Annotated in this window: 10 protein-coding genes and 1 pseudogene; 2 read left to right on the forward strand and 9 right to left on the reverse strand. The window is 62.8% G+C overall.

Translation table 11 applies throughout. The annotated features are described in order from the left end of the window. Positions 1 to 165 precede the first annotated feature (165 nt). The 3 genes from IPM84_27375 to IPM84_27385 are packed head-to-tail and all read right to left on the reverse strand — an operon-like array spanning position 166 to position 2307. Positions 166 to 459: a DUF503 domain-containing protein gene (locus tag IPM84_27375; GenBank protein MBK9096411.1), complete on the reverse strand. Its 294-nt coding sequence runs from the start codon at positions 457 to 459 to the stop codon at positions 166 to 168. Positions 460 to 463: 4 nt separating this feature from the next. Then, on the reverse strand, positions 464 to 1279 hold the full coding sequence (locus IPM84_27380) for a lipoate--protein ligase family protein (GenBank protein MBK9096412.1): 816 nt from the start codon (positions 1277 to 1279) through the stop codon (positions 464 to 466). Beyond that, entirely contained in the window at positions 1276 to 2307 is a 1032-nt protein-coding gene (locus IPM84_27385; GenBank protein ID MBK9096413.1) for an aminomethyl transferase family protein, read from the reverse strand. The genes IPM84_27380 and IPM84_27385 overlap by 4 nt, the downstream gene beginning before the upstream one ends. Before the next feature lie 266 nt (positions 2308 to 2573). Here IPM84_27385 and coaBC point away from each other — a divergent pair, with 266 nt between their 5' ends. Next, on the forward strand, positions 2574 to 3785 hold the full coding sequence (coaBC, locus tag IPM84_27390) for a bifunctional phosphopantothenoylcysteine decarboxylase/phosphopantothenate--cysteine ligase CoaBC (GenBank protein MBK9096414.1): 1212 nt from the start codon (positions 2574 to 2576) through the stop codon (positions 3783 to 3785). Positions 3786 to 3819: 34 nt separating this feature from the next. Here the strand turns inward: coaBC and IPM84_27395 are convergent, their stop codons facing one another. Further along, positions 3820 to 4731, reverse strand: a complete 912-nt coding sequence (locus IPM84_27395; GenBank protein MBK9096415.1) for a nucleotidyltransferase — start codon at positions 4729 to 4731, stop codon at positions 3820 to 3822. 312 nt (positions 4732 to 5043) lie between these two features. Next, a pseudogene (locus IPM84_27400) lies at positions 5044 to 7724 on the reverse strand (pyruvate, phosphate dikinase). 243 nt (positions 7725 to 7967) lie between these two features. Here IPM84_27400 and IPM84_27405 point away from each other — a divergent pair. Further along, positions 7968 to 9206, forward strand: coding sequence for an MFS transporter (locus tag IPM84_27405; protein MBK9096416.1), 1239 nt, complete (start codon positions 7968 to 7970; stop codon positions 9204 to 9206). Here the strand turns inward: IPM84_27405 and IPM84_27410 are convergent. From IPM84_27410 to IPM84_27425, 4 genes are all read right to left on the reverse strand, one after another. After that, entirely contained in the window at positions 9170 to 9385 is a 216-nt protein-coding gene (locus tag IPM84_27410) for a hypothetical protein (GenBank protein ID MBK9096417.1), read from the reverse strand. The genes IPM84_27405 and IPM84_27410 overlap by 37 nt on opposite strands. A gap of 120 nt (positions 9386 to 9505) precedes the next feature. Next, complete coding sequence (locus tag IPM84_27415; GenBank protein ID MBK9096418.1) at positions 9506 to 10093, reverse strand: hypothetical protein; 588 nt, start codon at positions 10091 to 10093, stop codon at positions 9506 to 9508. Positions 10094 to 10256: 163 nt separating this feature from the next. Next, positions 10257 to 10874, reverse strand: a complete 618-nt coding sequence (locus IPM84_27420; GenBank protein ID MBK9096419.1) for a hypothetical protein — start codon at positions 10872 to 10874, stop codon at positions 10257 to 10259. Between the two features lie 27 nt (positions 10875 to 10901). Then, positions 10902 to 16370, reverse strand: coding sequence for a DUF11 domain-containing protein (locus IPM84_27425; GenBank protein MBK9096420.1), 5469 nt, complete (start codon positions 16368 to 16370; stop codon positions 10902 to 10904). Positions 16371 to 16373 lie beyond the last annotated feature (3 nt).

The following is a 16373-nucleotide window of genomic DNA, read 5'->3' on the forward strand; positions in this document are numbered from 1 at the left end:
CTCCCTCATCCATGCAAAAACCGCACCCGGTAACATGACCGAGGCGGCTTGTTGTTCCTCAGCGGCGTATTATAGCAAATTTCGCCTTGTTTCGCAATGTTTGTGTTTTCCACACTCCCTATGGTGACATGGGTACTCAATTTCGAAGCGCTGAGTTCGAATCGTTCATGTAAGCAGCTCGATGTCGTAGTCCACGACCTCGCAGTCGAGACGCCAGTGCTCGACGGCGTCGGCCACGGCTTGCAGCAGCCCGTGCGCATAGTCCGAGCTGACCGATACGCACGCGACGCCAATCACCGCGCGCTGCCAGGCGTCGTGCGCATCCACTTCAGCGGCCGAGACGTTGAACTCATGCCGCAGCCGCGCGAGAAGCGACTTCAGGATGCCGCGCTTGCCCTTCAAGGAACCGTTTCCTGGTAGGCGTAGCTCGAGACTGAGATAAGCGATAGATGGTGTCATGACGTCAGTTCTTGCCGGTCCACGCGGGATGGCGGTAGCGCTCGCTGAGCAGACGCTCGACGCGCTGCTGCTCGCGGGCGCTGAGTTCGCCTGGCTCGAAGCTCAGGTGCAAATGCTCGGCAAATGCGCCGGCGAGCGCGACCATGGCCGCATGGATGTCAATGGGTTTGCCCAATTCGGCTTCGACGGTGGTGGCGCGCTGACCCAGCGTCAGGCGTAGGGCCTCGCGTTCGTCTGCTGACGCCACGGCCAGGCCGTCCACCACGCGGGTGATGTCCCCGGTCAGCGGCAAGGAGCCGTGCTGTAACACCCAACCCTGGCGCCGGCTCTGTGCACTGCCGATCAACTTGCGGCCATTGACCGTGATCTCATAGGCCGACGGCACTTCGAAGCACGCGGCGCTGACATCAGCACCGGTGCGGGTGTCACCGGGCGCCTTCTTGACCGTCAGCCCCATCCGCTCCAGCCCCAACTCCAGGGCCTCGGCCAGGCGCAGATACGCATCCAGCACGCCGCCGGTCAGGCGCGGCTCGGACGCAGGGCCGGTCACGCTGTAGGTCAACTCGTCGGTGTGCAGGATGCTGCGCCCCCCAGTGGGTCGCCGGACGATGTCGTAGCCCAGGCGTTGACAGGCCGCCAGATCCACTTCTGACAAGGGCTGATTGCGACCCAGTGACAGGCATGGCGGCGCCCATTGGTAGAAACGCAGCGTCGGCAGGCTCTCACCCGCTCCGGCCGATTCGGCCAGCGCCTCATCCAGGGCCATATTGGTGGCGCCATCCAGCGGCGCGCTGCTCAGCAAGCGCCAACGGTCGGTCATGGCCGTTCGAATGGCAAGTCAACCACCTGCCCCTCGATCGTCTCGTCGCCGCTGCGCACCATGACCGCTGTCCCGGCCGTCGCGTAATCCCGTTTGACGAAGGCCAGGGCGATGGGACGTGCAAGCGCCGGCGAGTAGACGCTGCTGGAAACCGTGCCAATGCTGCGACCTTCGACCTCCAGCGCAGCGCCGGGCGCCACCATTTGCGCCAACAGCAGCCCGCACAGGTGACGCGTCACCTTGTCATAGGTGAGCTGGCGGGCGATGATCTCCTGACCGGTGTAGCAGCCCTTGGTCTGACTGATGTACGCCAGCAGGCCGGCTTCGAGCGGGGTCACGGCGTCTGTCATCTCGATGCCAGGCGCCGGCATTCCAGCTTCGACGCGCAGCCGATTGTAGGCCTCCTGCCCGATGGGGCGGGCGCCCGCGGCGGTCAGCGCCGCCCGGACCTCCGTCCAGCCCGCGGCCGGCGTCAAAAGGCGCCAAGCGTCAGCGCCTGGTCCGGGCAGGCGCACAACGGTGACCGAGTGACCGGCCAGGCTGATCTCGCGCCACTGAAAGCGCGCCAGGGCAGCGATGTCCGGTTGACCGCCGGCTGCGGCCAGGCAGTCGGGCGCCTGCGGGCCAAGTAATTCGAGCTGATGCGTCTCCGCGTTCAGGTCGGTCACCGTCACCTGATCCATGAAGAAAATCAGGCCGCGCAGATGACGCACCAACCGCTCACGCAGGGGCGGCCCGTTGAGGATGATGAAATCATCCGGCCGCGCCAGCACCGTGAGCGTATCGAGGATGCGCGCCTGCGGATTGGTCAACACCGTGATTGTGGCCTGGCCGGGGCGCAACGCCTTGACATCGTTGGTCGTCTGGCGCTGCACGAAATCAACCCGCGTCGCGCCGGAAAGGCGCAGCGCACCCATCTCCGCGCGCTCGATCAGCGCCACCGTGGCGCGAGCGGCTTCATATTCAGAGATGCCGACTCCCGGAAAGTTGGCGTCTCTATCGGCTCCCGATACAACGGGTTGTGTCATCGTGTGCAACACCTCGGCAAACACTCGAATGCTGTCAGCGGGGGCATTGTCTACTGCAAGCGGGAATAGAGTTCACTTTTCTGTTTAGGGAAACAGGCGCAATTCGTGCCCGCTTGCAGTATATCATACGGGCAGACGATTTGCCAACTTGATTTATTGGCGCACGCCGCCGTGGTCGCGATCCGCACGCAACGGCCTGCATATGTTATAATTCCGCTATCCATGCCCATGCTGCCGGGCGCAACGGGCGGCGCAGAGGTGGTCACGTGATCGAAGGCAAACGGATTCTCTTGGGTGTCAGCGGCGGCATTGCTGCGTACAAGGCGGCCTTTTTAGCCAGCCGCTTGACGCAGGCCGGCGCGCGGGTAGATGTTATCATGACTTCTGGCGCGGCGCGTTTCGTCACGTCGTTGACCTTTCAAGGCGTGACCGGCCGACCGGTACATGACGACGTGTTCGGCTCGCTGCCTGATGGCCGCATCGCGCATGTCAACCTGGCCCGAGACGCTGACCTGCTCATCATCGCACCGCTCACCGCGCACACGCTGGCCCGCCTGGCGCACGGGTTGGCAGACGACCTGCTGACTGTCACCGCCCTGGCCTGCACCGCGCCGCTACTCCTGGCCCCTGCGATGGAAGAACACATGTGGCAGCACCCGGCCACGCAGGCTAACCTGGAGACGCTGCGCCAGCGCGGCGCCTTCATCGTCGGCCCGCTCAGTGGTCACCTGGCGTCGGGCGCCAGTGGCAGCGGCCGCATGGTCGAGCCAGACGACCTGCTGAGCGCCGCGCGCTACCTGCTGGGGCGATCAGGGCCGTTGGCCGGCCAGCGCGTGGTCATCACCGCGGGTGGCACGCACGAGGCGCTCGACCCGGTTCGTTTCATCGGCAATCGCAGCAGCGGCAAGATGGGCGTGGCGCTGGCCGAAGCGGCGCTCGACCTGGGCGCAGAGGTGGTGCTGATTCACGGCCCGCTCGCGGTCTCACTGCCCTGGGGCGTGGAAACGGTGGCGGTCGAGTCGGCGCAGCAGATGTGCGACGCCGTCCTGGCGCAGCAGCCAACCACCGACGTACTCATCGGCGCGGCGGCTGTGGCCGATTTCCGGCCGGCGGCCGTGGCCGAACAGAAGATCAAGAAGCAGCCGGGCGGCGGCGGCCTGACCATCGAGCTGGTGCGCACGCCTGACATCCTGGCGATAGTGGCTGCGCAGCGCGCCCTCAGTGGACGGCCGCGGGTAACAGTGGGCTTTGCCGCGGAAACCGAAAACCTGCACGCCAACGCCCAGGCCAAGCTGGCGGCTAAAGGCATGAACCTGATCGTAGCCAATGACGTAACCGCCAGCGATGCCGGCTTTGGCGTAGACACCAACCGCGTCACCCTGCTCACCGCGGACAGCCCGCCGGAGCCATTGCCGCTGCTGAGCAAGGCCGCCGTCGCCGCGCATATCATGCAGCGGATCGCGGCGCTGCTGAGCTAGGCTTCGATTTTCGCTCTTCGCTCTGTCCCTGCCCTCACAACCGGTCCGGATACACCCCTGCCGCCAGCAGGGCTTGGATTGCGGCTTGAACTCGCGGCCGATCAGCCCGGTAGGTGACGCCGAACCACTGCTCGTGCGTGGGCAGGACCTGCACCCGCGCGGCCTGCGCCTGCACCAGTTCGCCAACGACATTAGGCAGGAATAACTCGCTGCGTAGGAGGGCTGCGTCCTCCCGGTGCAGAAAGTGCGCCAGACGCTGTTCCAGCTCGCCAAAGAGGGCGGGCGTAAAACCCCAGAAGTTCATCGAAACGTGGGTGTCGGGTGCGAGAGGCGTCCAGTCGCTGGCCTCGTGCCAGGTCTTGATGCCATCGCTGAAGGCCTGGATGCGGGTGTGCTCCTGGATGCTGATCAGGGTGCCATCGGCAGCCACCTGGCACACACCGCGGGCCACGTGTCCATGGGCAGACAGGGTATTTTGCAGTGGGTAGCCCACCATGCTGAAGTCGTAGAAGCCGGGCTGATCGCTGGCCTGGCGGAGGTGCTCGGCGATGGCCTGAAATGAGGTTGCGCCGTAGAAATCGTCGGCGTTGATGACCGCAAAAGGCGCCTGGATGGTATGGCGGCAGCACCAGACCGCGTGGCCGGTGCCCCAGGGTTTGACGCGGCCGACCGGCGCCGGCGCCCCGCCGGGCAAATCGTGCAGTTCCTGAAAGACGTAGTCCACCGCGGCTTGCGCCTCGACCATGCGGCCGATGCGTGCGCGGAATGCGTCTTCGATATCGCGGCGAATGACAAAGACGATGCGGTCGAAACCGGCGCGCAGGGCGTCATAAACCGAATAGTGAATGATCAGCTCGTCATGTGGCCCCACCGGATCAACCTGCTTAAGCCCTCCATAGCGGCTGCCGATGCCTGCGGCCATGATGACCAGGCTAATATCGGGCATTGGTTCTCTTCTCTCCTTACGTAGTTCAGCAATTCCCGCAGGGGGAAGTTTCATCCTTATCATACCCCGCACGATGAAAAAAGCCAAGCCACGCCGAGGGAACAGCAGCGAGTCGCATCATCCCTACGCAAAGCATGTGATCAGGATGAATCGGCCATCCGGTTCGGCGCAGGCCGACCTGGCGGCGGAACGCCCCTTCGCCCCGAATTCATTCGGCGGCTGAATAGTCACGCGCCAAAGCAAGAACGCCAGGACCGTCATTAGCACAGTCCTGGCGTTCTTCGTTTCGCAACAAATTTGATCGTTGACGTGCTACCTGTCGCGGAAGACCTCGGTGCCCAACGCAGCCTGGGCGGCGGCCAGACGAGCGACGGGGACGCGGAAAGGCGAGCAGCTCACGTAGTTCAGGTCAATCATGTGGCAGAACTCGATGGAGCTGGGATCGCCGCCATGCTCGCCGCAGATGCCCACTTCCAGGCCGGGCCGCGCAGCGCGACCTTCGGTGACGGCCATGCGCATCAGGCGACCCACGCCTTCGCGATCCAATTGCTGGAAAGGATTGTTAGGCAGGATCTTGTCTTCGACATACTTGAGCAGGAACTTGCCCTCGGCGTCGTCGCGTGAGTAGCCGTAGGTGGTCTGGCTCAGGTCGTTGGTGCCGAAGCTAAAGAACTCGGCCTCTTTGGCAATGTCACCGGCGGTCAGGGCCGCGCGTGGCACTTCGATCATCGTGCCAAATTTGTATTGGACACTCACGCCCTTGTCACGGCAGACCTGCTCGGCCAGCGGGCGCAGCGTCTTCTCGACGACCGACAGCTCGTTGACGTGGCCGACCAGCGGGATCATGATCTCCGGATGCACCGCCTTGCCTTCCAGGGTGATGTTGCATGCGGCTTCCATGATGGCCCGCACCTGCATGGCGATCAGGCCGGGCAGCATGATGCCCAGGCGAATGCCGCGCAGACCGAGCATCGGGTTCATTTCGCGCATGCTCTCGACGGCCTTGAGCATCGTCTCGGTCTCGTGCAGCTCAGGCCCGGTGATGCCCTTGGTGCGCAGCTCCGTCACCTTGACCAGCAGTTCTTCGAAGCTGGGCAAGAATTCGTGCAGCGGTGGGTCAATCAAGCGGATGATGACGGGGTAGCCGTCCATCACGCGGAAGATGCCTTCGAAGTCACTGCGCTGGAACGGCAGCAACTGATCGAGGGCAGCCTGGCGGATGACGTCATCCTTGGCCAGAATCATTTGTTGGACAATGGGCAGGCGCTGCTGTTCGAAGAACATATGCTCCGTGCGGCAGAGGCCAATGCCCTCGGCGCCGAAGGCACGTGCGCGCACGGCGTCGCGTGGGTAGTCGGCGTTGGCCCACACCCCCAGGCGCTTGACCTGGTCGGCCCAGCCGAGCAGGGTCTTGAGGTCCACTTCCTCGTCGAAGTTGGGATCAATCCGGTTGATGGCGCCGGTGAAGATTTCGCCGGTGGTGCCATCAATGGAGATGATGTCGCCTTCCTTGATGGTCTGGCCGCGTGCAGCAAAGGTGCGCGCTTCCAGGTCAATGCGTAGTTCTTCGCAGCCGGAGACGCAGGGCAGGCCCAGGCCACGGGCCACCACGGCCGCGTGACTGGTGGCGCCGCCGCGCTGCGTCAACACACCCTTGGCCACCAACATGCCATGCACGTCGTCGGGGTTGGTCTCCGGGCGCACCAGGATGACGGGGTAATCCTTGCTGGCCAGGGACTCAGCACGGTCAGCGTCCAGGGTGGCATGCCCGACAGCGGCGCCGGGGCTGGCGTTGAGGCCCTTGGCCACCAGGCGGCCGGCCTTCCTGGCAGTATCCTGGTCTATCGGGTCGAAGCGCGGCAGAAGGGCTGCACCACCTGGCCCGGCTCCACACGCATGAGAGCTTCTTCCCTGGTGATGATGCCTTCGTTGGTCAGATCAACCGCCACCTTGACGGCGGCGGCCGCGGTGCGCTTGCCGGCGCGGGTCTGCAACATCCACAGCTTGCCGCGCTCCACCGTAAACTCCAGGTCCTGGATGTCGCGGTAGTGGCGTTCGAGCATGTCGCAAATCTTGATGAATTCGTCGTAGGACTTCGGCATTTCCTTGGCCATGTCATCAATCGGATGCGGCGTGCGGATGCCGGCCACCACGTCTTCGCCCTGCGCGTTGATCAGATATTCGCCATAGACATGCTTTTCGCCGGTGGCCGGGCTGCGGGTAAACGCCACGCCGGTGGCAGAATCGTCGCCCATGTTGCCAAAGACCATCGTGCAGATGTTGACGGCCGTGCCCCAGTCGTGCGGCAGCTTGTTGAAGTTGCGATACTCCATGGCCGGCCGCCCAAACCACGAGTGGAAGACGGCCGCAGTGGCCTGCTTCATCTGCTCATAAACATCGTCCGGGAAATCTTCGCCCAGCGCTTCCTTGTAGATGGCCTTGAACGAGGCTACCACATCCTTGAGCTGGGCCGTGGTCAGGTCGGCGTCGGTCTTGGCGCCCACTTGCGCGCGCAGGTGCTCCAGCGCATGCTCGAACTTCTGGCGGTCCACACCCTTGACGGTGTTGCCGAACATCTGGATCAAGCGGCGGTACGAGTCCCAGGCAAAGCGCTCGTTGCCGGTCAAGCCCACCATGCCGGCCAGGGTTTGCGGATTCAAGCCGATGTTGAGCACCGTGTCCATCATGCCAGGCATGGAGACACGCCCGCCGGAACGACAGGAGACCAGGAGCGGATTGGCGGGATCGCCGTAGCGCTTGCCGGTCTGCGCTTCGACAACTTTGAGCGCCTCCAGGGTTTGCTCCCACATGCCGGCGGGGAACTCCTTGCCGGCATCAAAGTACGCGTTACAGGCTTCGGTGGTGATGGTAAAACCAGGCGGAACCGGTAAGCCAGCATTGGTCATTTCAGCGAGGCCGGCGCCCTTGCCACCCAGCAAGTTGCGCATATCCTTGTTGCCTTCGCTAAACAAATAGACCCACTTCTTTGTCATTTTTCCTCCTCGGACATAAAAAAAGAGATCAAATCGGGTCAGATCATCATCATTATAGGTCAGAAGCGCGGATTGTGCAAGGAAGCACGCACACAGGTCATAGGCCGGTTGAGGTGATTCCAACCCCAGACCCAAGGCGGTTTGACGGCGCATGAGCTTACCCATTATAATCCCGGCCCTACCAAGACAATGGACAGTGACCGCCGCGACCGTGGGCGCGGCTCTGCGGGGGAGATGCTGACCATGCGCAAAATGCGCAAAATGAACGCGACCGTGCTCTACCTGGTGTTGACGATCACCGTGGCTTTTCTGGAAGGGATGATCTTCACCGTCAGCTCCGTCTACCTGGTGACGATGGTCGGCCTCAGCCCGCTGCAACTGGTGCTGGTCGGCTCCGTGTTGGAAGCGACCGCCTTCCTGGGCGAGGTGCCGACCGGTGTCGTGGCCGATGTCTACAGCCGACGCCTCTCCATGGTCATCGGTTATGTCGTGATGGGCTGCGGTTTCATTCTTCAGGGTGCGGTACCACAGTTCGGCGCCTTGTTGGTTGCGCAGGTGGTGTGGGGACTGGGCTACACCTTCACCAGCGGTGCAACCGAGGCCTGGCTGGTGGATGAGATTGGTCAGGAACAGGCGGGGCGGGCCTTCTTGCGGGCGACGCAGCTCAGCTCACTGGCGGTGCTGCTCGGCATCGGCGGTGGCACGCTGCTCGCCCAGGTTGGAGGCCTGCAGCTCCCCATTGTGCTGGGCGGGGCCGGCCTGATCGCGCTGGCTGCGGGGCTGGCGCTGGTGATGCCGGAACAGCACTTCACGCCGACGTCGCGCGCGGATCACACCACCTGGCAGACGATGATCCACACCACGCGCAGCGGCTGGCGGGTTGTGCGCTCACGGCCGGTGCTGTTCACCCTGCTGGTGGTGGGAATGATCAATGGCGCGTTCAGCGAAGGCGTGGATCGCCTGTGGACCATTCATCTGATACAAAACCTGACCTTGCCCCAGGTGTTTGGCTGGCAGCCCATCGTCTGGATTGGGCTGATTCGGGCTGCCTGGCTCATCCTGAGCATTGCCGCGGCTGAGGTGGTGCGGCGGCGCCTGGACATGCGCAGCGATCGGGCGATTGCGCGTACGCTGTGGTGGATGACCGCGGGCATCGTGGCCGGCGTCCTGGGTCTGGCGCTGGCGCCCAGTTTTGCGCTGGGGGTGATTGCGTTGGTGGCGATCATGATGCTGCGCCGCACGATGGGGCCGATCCTGTCCATCTGGACGAATCAGCACATTGGGACTGCGGATGCCGGCGTGCGCGCCACCGTGCTCTCCATGGTCAACCAGGCGGATGCGATGGGGCAGATTGCCGGCGGGCCGGTGGTGGGCGCCGTCGGCAACTTCTCCCTGCGCCTGGCGCTGACCATGTCGGCCCTCATCCTGACGCCCGCGCTGGCACTCTATCGCCGGACGCGCTTGCCGCCATCGCAGGTGTAGCTGGCCAACACCGTGCTTCCCTGCTTCACCTGCTGCAGCCGGTTCTCCGCATCGTAAACCAGCGTGTAGGTCACGCCGCCCACCGTGCGCCCGGTCATGTTGCCGTTGCAGGACGGAATCAGCCACGAATGACACGAATTCCAGGGCCTTTTCGTGTCAATTCGTGCAATTCGTGGCAAGAATCCGTCCAGCTTTCTCTGCCACGAATTTCACTAATTTGCACGAATTTTTGGGGGCCTTTCGTGGCAATTCGTGCAATTCGCGGCAAAAATCGGACTGATTGCGCCACTCATGGTAGATCACGGCGATGGCGTCGGGAGTGATGCCATCGCCGCCTCCCACCGATCATCGAGTTTGACCAGCAACTCGCCCAACTCATCCTCGTCAAGGGCCAGCGGCGCCGCGGGGGCAATCTGGGCCGAAAATCGTACGACGAACTCGCCATATCGCGCCAGCATATGGCAGAGTTTGGCGCCTTCCGTGTTGGGCGCAATGTAACTTGCACAGGCTACATACGCCTCGTCTGCAAAATCCATTAGTGTTGTCAATTCGGGCTTTTCCTCCCAGGCGTCGTTAGCCTGTCTACCAGAATAGAACACGTCCAGTTGACGCTTGTACTCACGCTGCGCACTGCGCACGAATTCGTAACGATAGATTTCATGACCCACTACGCCGTCTCCACTCATGCCTCGTCGCGGATGCTCCAGGGCGCCATGCGAGTCTGCGGTTGGAATGATGGGCCGATTACTCCAGCCAGGAGGGAACAGCGTAGCATCCATCAGCATGGATTCAGTGGTAAAGGGCCGCAACGGCGCCGGGGCGCCGGGTGTGCAGATGAAGCTCAAGACAGCCACAGCGAGGCAAGTCGTCAGTGTCAGGACCGCCAAACGCAATCTCCGTGTGTTCATGGCGTCACCTCGGCCTGTTATCGAAATGACCAACGTCATAAGGCGCACCAGACCCCCGTACTGGAGCATAGTTCGGCGTCCCAGCCGCCAGGAAATCATGGTATTCTGCCACCTGCGCCGTTGATGATGACATTGGTCGCGTTCATGGGGTGTGGCTGTCTAGGCTGGTGGAAATCTTTTCGTCAATGGCGCGGAGGATACGCTCAAAGTCCGCCGGGGACATATTGTATTCGTTTCCAACAACTGCAGTAAATTGGGAAATATACTCACCGTACTGCCCAATAGCCGTACAGGCTGTCCACCTTTCTTCGCCTTTGATTTGGAGAGTCAGCTCTTGGAGCGTGCAGTATAGTCGAAATCGGTCGGCCACTTCGCTGTGATAGGCCGCTCCTCCCAGTTGTTCGATAGAAAAGGAAGAGTCTGGAGGTCGGAACCTCCTACGGAATTCCCAAACAGCCTCAACACTGCTTTCAAAGTTCCATATGACTTGATTAGCACCCAGAAAGTCGAGATGGTCATCTGGCGAAGCGAATCCCACATCAGCAAAATCGATTGCTCCCTGATCCATTAAGATGTCTAGACGATCTCGCGCCGAAAAAGGTGGTAAATCAACAGTCCACCCGGTTGGAAACAGGGATAGATCATCAATAAGCAGGTCCTCAGCAGGCACCCGTATGGAGCGCGCTCCACAACTTGTCAAACCGATCAACAATGCCACAGCTTGGATTAGAACTGTAGTAATTCCAGCTAGCTTTCTCATGTTGGCCTCCCTGCTGTCTAGGAGCAACTACCGGATTGCCAAGCCAGGCGTGCGCTCGATCGCATCGATGATGTCCATCGGGGTGAGCGTCAGGTTGTAGGTGTTCCACAGGTCAATACCGATCTGGATGCCTATCTGATCTGCGGGATCGTCGAATGCACGCCAGCCCTGAACTCCTGAAGTTCGTCGAGGCAAGTATTCGAGACTACGCTCCTTTACCGTATAACCGAGGCTGCTCCCGATTTGTTCGGCGCCCGCGCCTTCGAGCAATGCATCCCCCGAGAAAGCCGATGCTGTTCCCAGGTAACCATATTCGATGTTTCCCCAAACATCGTAGTAGTACTCGACCTCACCTAATGCGGCCCAATAAGGAGAGATTTTGCTGCCGCGAAATTCGGCGACTAACTTGGGCTTAGGATCCCACTCACCACCCTGGCGGACTTTCCAGGCAAAGATAGCCATGGCCTTGAGACGATTGACTTGATCGCTCATACGTGCTACTGATGGTGCGCCGGCAATTGCAGGAACTCCACATCCCATGCATTGAGAGTTGAGGTTCGCCAACTGTGAAACAGTACTTCCCTTTGCGTTGTCGTAGTATCTCGCGTTGTAGAAATACAACCCGCCCGCCACCTCGTCCAGCACCTGCCCGGTGAAGCGTCGCTGCGTCGGCGTCGTCTGATAGGGCGTCCCTCGATTCTCACCCCACGGCTTGTACCACAACTCCCCCGTGCGCACCCCGGTCGCGTCCGCCGTCACGCTGGTGCTGCCCAGGTGATCCCCGAACAGGTAGCTCACCGCACCGTTCTTGCGCAGCGCCACCCGCTGACCACCCGCCTGGTAATACTTCACCACCTCCGACACCACCAAATTGTCGAACAGCACGTTGGACGCATCGGTGCGCAGCGAAAGGTAGCTCCCGCTGAGGAGCGGCGTCGTGTCAGTCCAACTCCCCAGGTAGACGTTGTCTCGCCACACTTGCACCTTGCCCGTCAACGGATCGTAGATCACCTGGTAGCTGTGCGTCTGCCCGGCCGTATTGCTCGCCGTGAAACTGGCCCGCTGCGTGGCGGTGTTGCCGGTGCTTTCGTAGATCTTGACCGAGGTCGCATCCTGCCACACCCGGTAGCTGTTCCCCCGTTCCGCACCCGTGGTCGCACTCGCCAACAGGTACATCCCCGCATTCACGCCGCTGGTAAAGGTCGCTTGCCACCGATAGACCAGCAATTGGTTCTGCGTCTGCGCCCGGTACGCGTTGGTGTTGTTGGCGGTTCCGCTCTGCCGGTAGCCGCCGGTCGTCACCGCCCATGCCCCACTGCTCGCGCTCCAGCCCTGCGCTTGCCCATCGCTGAAGTCCTCACGATAGATCGGACTGACCTCCACCAGCTTGCTGACATAGTTCGTGATGCTGGCGCTCTCGCCGCTGCCAAATGTCGCCTGCACGCGGGCGCCGTCTGCATCGTAGAGAAAGCTGGCTGTGGCCGCACCGCTGACACTCGTCAGCCGATTCTCAGCGTCGTAGCCCAGGGTGTAAGTGCTGGCCCCAATCTTGCGCCGCCGCATGTTGCCATTCTGGTCGTAGCAATAGCTGTTGCTGCCCGCCGTCACCACCGCATGCGGCTTGCCCAGCAGGGTCAAGATGCCATCGGGACAGTCCGCTGCCTGCGCGCCGTAGGTGTAGCTCACGCCCGCCTTGCTCGTCAGGTTGCCGTTGGGATCGAAGCCATAGGTTTCGCTGTTGTAATTGCCATTCGTGCCGCCGCTCGCCACCGCGTTGGTCAATCGGTTCAGCGCATCATAGGTGAAATCCTGCAACTGTGGATTGCCGATCTTGTAATCCTTGATCCAGTCCACATTGCCGGCCGCATCATAGGCATACTCCAGCTTTTGCAGGCTCTCGTACGGGCTGGCTGTCCCTGTGCGCAGCCATTGCAGGCGAAAATTATCGCTGCGATAGCTGTAGTCGGTGGTCAGGATGCCGGCGGTGCTCCCAAGCCTGCGCAGTTCCACCTGGCCCAGCACATTGTAGGCTGTGTCGCCAACGTAGGTATTCGTACCGATGGCGGTCTTCACCAAACCCTGTGCCGCGTACGTGTAGTTGACCACCTCACCGCCGGGGTAGGTCAGGCTGGTCATCCGATCGGCCGAGTCGTAACTCCACTGCGTGACGAATGTCCCGCCTAGCGTGCCGCTGATGACCTTGCTCTCCTGCACCATCCGCCCGCGGCCGTCGTAGGTCCAACTCGCGCTGCCGGAGCCGGCGCTCATCCCTGTGCGCCGGCCCTTGCCCTTGTTGCCGCTGCCGGTATCGTCGTAGGTGTAGCTCGCCAGCAACGTTCCGTTCCCATTCGTCAACCGCTTCTGCGTCAGCCGGTTCAGCCCGTCGTAACCAAACCACAACACCGTGTTCCGGGCATCGGTCTGCGTCTGCAGATTCCCGACCGCATCGTAGGCATAACTCCACGCGCCCATGTCCGGGTCGCTCATGCTCGTCTTGCGCCCCAACAGATCGTAGGTGATATCGGTCACCGCGTTGTCCGGCCCAATCATCCGCGTCAGCCGATCCCCGATGTCATAGAAGTAGGTCGCCTTTGCATACACCGTCGCGCCCCAGTCGGGTTGCCCATTGACCGTGGCCTGGTACTGCTGCACCTTGTACAGCCGTCCCACCGCGTCGGTCTCCGAAATCGTCTGCCGGTTCAGCGCATCCAGCACCGCGGTCTGCCGATTCTGGTAGAAACTCTTGACCGTCGTGCCGTCCGGTTGGGTCACCTGCGTCACGCGGCCCAGGCTGTCATACTGATACGCCGCCTGTGGTTGCGCCCAGTCTGGCGCCCGGTACCCGCCCAACGCCGCGGTGTAGGTGTAGGGTACGCTCGTTCGCAGCACCCCCAACGGCTGGTATTGCGTGTTGACGAGGATGCTCTGACTGCTGCTCGCCGCCTCCCCCTGCGTCTGCGCCACTCGCCCCATGCCGTCGTAGAAGGTGCGACTCTCCAGGTAAGAACTCCCGCTCTCCTTCTGCTCCTGCTTCACCCAGTACGGCGACCCCGCGCCGGCGTAGTGGGTGTAGGTCAAGCGCAGCGTCGGGTTGGTCGCATCGTCGCCGGGTTTGATCATCTGCGTCTGCCGCCCCCACTGATCGTAGCTGTAGCTGGTCGTCGCCAGGTTCGGGTCCGTCACGCTCGTCACCTGCCCCAGCACCTTGTCCCAGGCGTAGGTGGTTGTCCCTACGAGCGGCGCAATCATACTCGTCGGCAAGGCGTACAGCATCGGCCAGGCGCCGGCCGTCGTATCGTAAGCGGTCGTGGTCACGTGGCCCAGCGTGTCGGTCACGATCTTCGAATTACCCCAGTCGTCGTAGAAGTATCCCGTGTCCGCCCAACTACCCCCGCAGCTCGTCTGCGCCACCCGCACCTTCGTCACATCCCCCTTGCTCGGCGTCTGTGCGTAGGATGTCTTGTTGTCATAGAAATAGCGCGTCTCCCCGTTGCACGCGCCCGTTGCGTCTTTCAGGAACTGCTGCGCCGGCCGGTTCACGATGTAGACGCTGCCACTCGTGTTGGCCGGGAAGTAGATCATCTCCTGCGAGCGGTACAGCGTTCCCACCGTGTTGCTGTAAGTGCGCACAGCCGTCACGTTGCCGTACTGCACATTACTCTGGCTCGCCACCTGGTATTCGTAGGTCGTTTTCTGACTGCTCGTCCCCAGGGTGTTGGTCGTGTCGGTCTGGTAAACCCAGTTGACTCCCTTGACCGTCGCCGTGACCCAGGTCGTTGCGCTGCTGTTTTTGATGATCCAGGCTGAACCGTTGGCCCAGGTGGCATTGCTGCCCGTGACGCCGCCAAACGTGTACTTGACGCCGTCTGGCGACCACACCTCCCATTTGTTCCCGCTATCCAGGTTCCCCGCATGCGCAATGCGCACGAAGCTCTGCGGCTCGGTCTGCCAGCCATCCGTCGTTTGTTTCAGCTCGAACCCGCCGCCCGCATACCCCAGGAATGCCCGGGCCGGCGTCCCATCCTGCGCCAGAGACATTGTCACCTGCCCCAGGCCGTTCAGCGACCACCCCCAGCCCACGAAACTGGCCTGGCGATTGAACGTGATCGCATTCAATGCATCCTGATTCACATGTTGTGGCGTTGCGGTTGGCGTTGGCGTGTTCCCCGGTGTCGCTGTGGGTTCGACGGTGGCCGTAATATCATACGACGACGACCCCTGGCGGATACTGTTCACCCCTTCGCTGCTGTAGCCCAGGCTCAGATTCAAGCCCAGCCCGCCCGGCCCCGGCGGCAGCGCCAGCGGATAGCCCAGGCTGCTGTTGCCGCTCCACTCGTCGGTCACGAACCCATGCACCGTCGGCAGATGCTGCGCACCGTAGCTGAGCGATGCCGGTGCGCCCAGGCCAAACAGCCCAGGGCCGTCCAGCCGCGCCGTCAACTGCCGACCGGCCACACCCATCTCGCTGTCGAGCACCTGCCACGCCTCGGCCGCATCCTCCCACCGGTACAGGCGGATGGTCTCCGTCAGCGCCGCGCTCGGTGGGAAGCGATAGGTCAAACTGACCAGGCTCTCGAACGCTGTCACCGCCGCGCCCTGCTCATCCTGTGCCTCCAGGCCAAAGTGCATCGTCAGCCAGGCCGGCGTCTCGCCCACCCGCGGCTGCGGCAGATAGCGCAGCAGCGTCCGTTGGCTCACCGCGCCCGGCCGCGCCTCCACCTGCACCCGTCCATCCGCACTGAGCAGCACCCCGCCCTCGCCCGGCGTCAACCACACCTCATCCAGCCCAGGCGTCGCCGTCGGCGTTGGCGTACACCCCTCATCATCCTGGCAGGGCGGCGGTGTGGCCGTCGGCGTTGCCGTGGCCGTCGGCGTCGGCGTACACTCCTCGTCTTGGCAGGGCGGTGGCTCTTCCGTGGGCGTCGCCGTCGGCGTGGCGGTCGGCGGTTCTTCCGTGGCCGTCGGCGTCGGCGTACACTCCTCATCCTGGCAGGGCGGCGGCTCGACCGTCGGCGTGGCGGTCGGCGGTTCGGCCGTGGGCGTCGGCGCACAGTCCTCGCCCAGGCAGGGCGCCGCGGTGATCGTGATCGCCGCACTGGCCTGCACCCCCGCGCCCACCTCCTCGCTCACGATGGCGACCGTGTTGGTGATGACCTGCCCGCTGACCGCGCCCAGCGCCTGCGCCTGGAACGTGCCGGTCAGCGTCGCGCCCGCGGCCAGTTGACCGATGACCCATTCCAGTCGGCGTTCGGCCTCCAGGTAGCTGAAATTCCCCTCCCCGGCCGGCCAATAGGCCAATTCCAGCGGCAGGGTGTCGCTCACCACCAGCCCGCCCAGGTCGCGGTCGGCCAGGGTGTTGGTGATGACCACGGTGTAGGTGATGACGCCCGCCGGCTCCACCTCCTGCGGCGCCGCGGCCAGCGTCAACTGCACGACCGAAGGCGCCGGCGTCGCACCGGGGTCGGAAATGAGATCGAAATTGGGATCAGGGGACATGAA

Source organism: Candidatus Amarolinea dominans (assembly GCA_016719785.1).
GTDB lineage: Bacteria > Chloroflexota > Anaerolineae > SSC4 > Amarolineaceae > Amarolinea > Amarolinea dominans.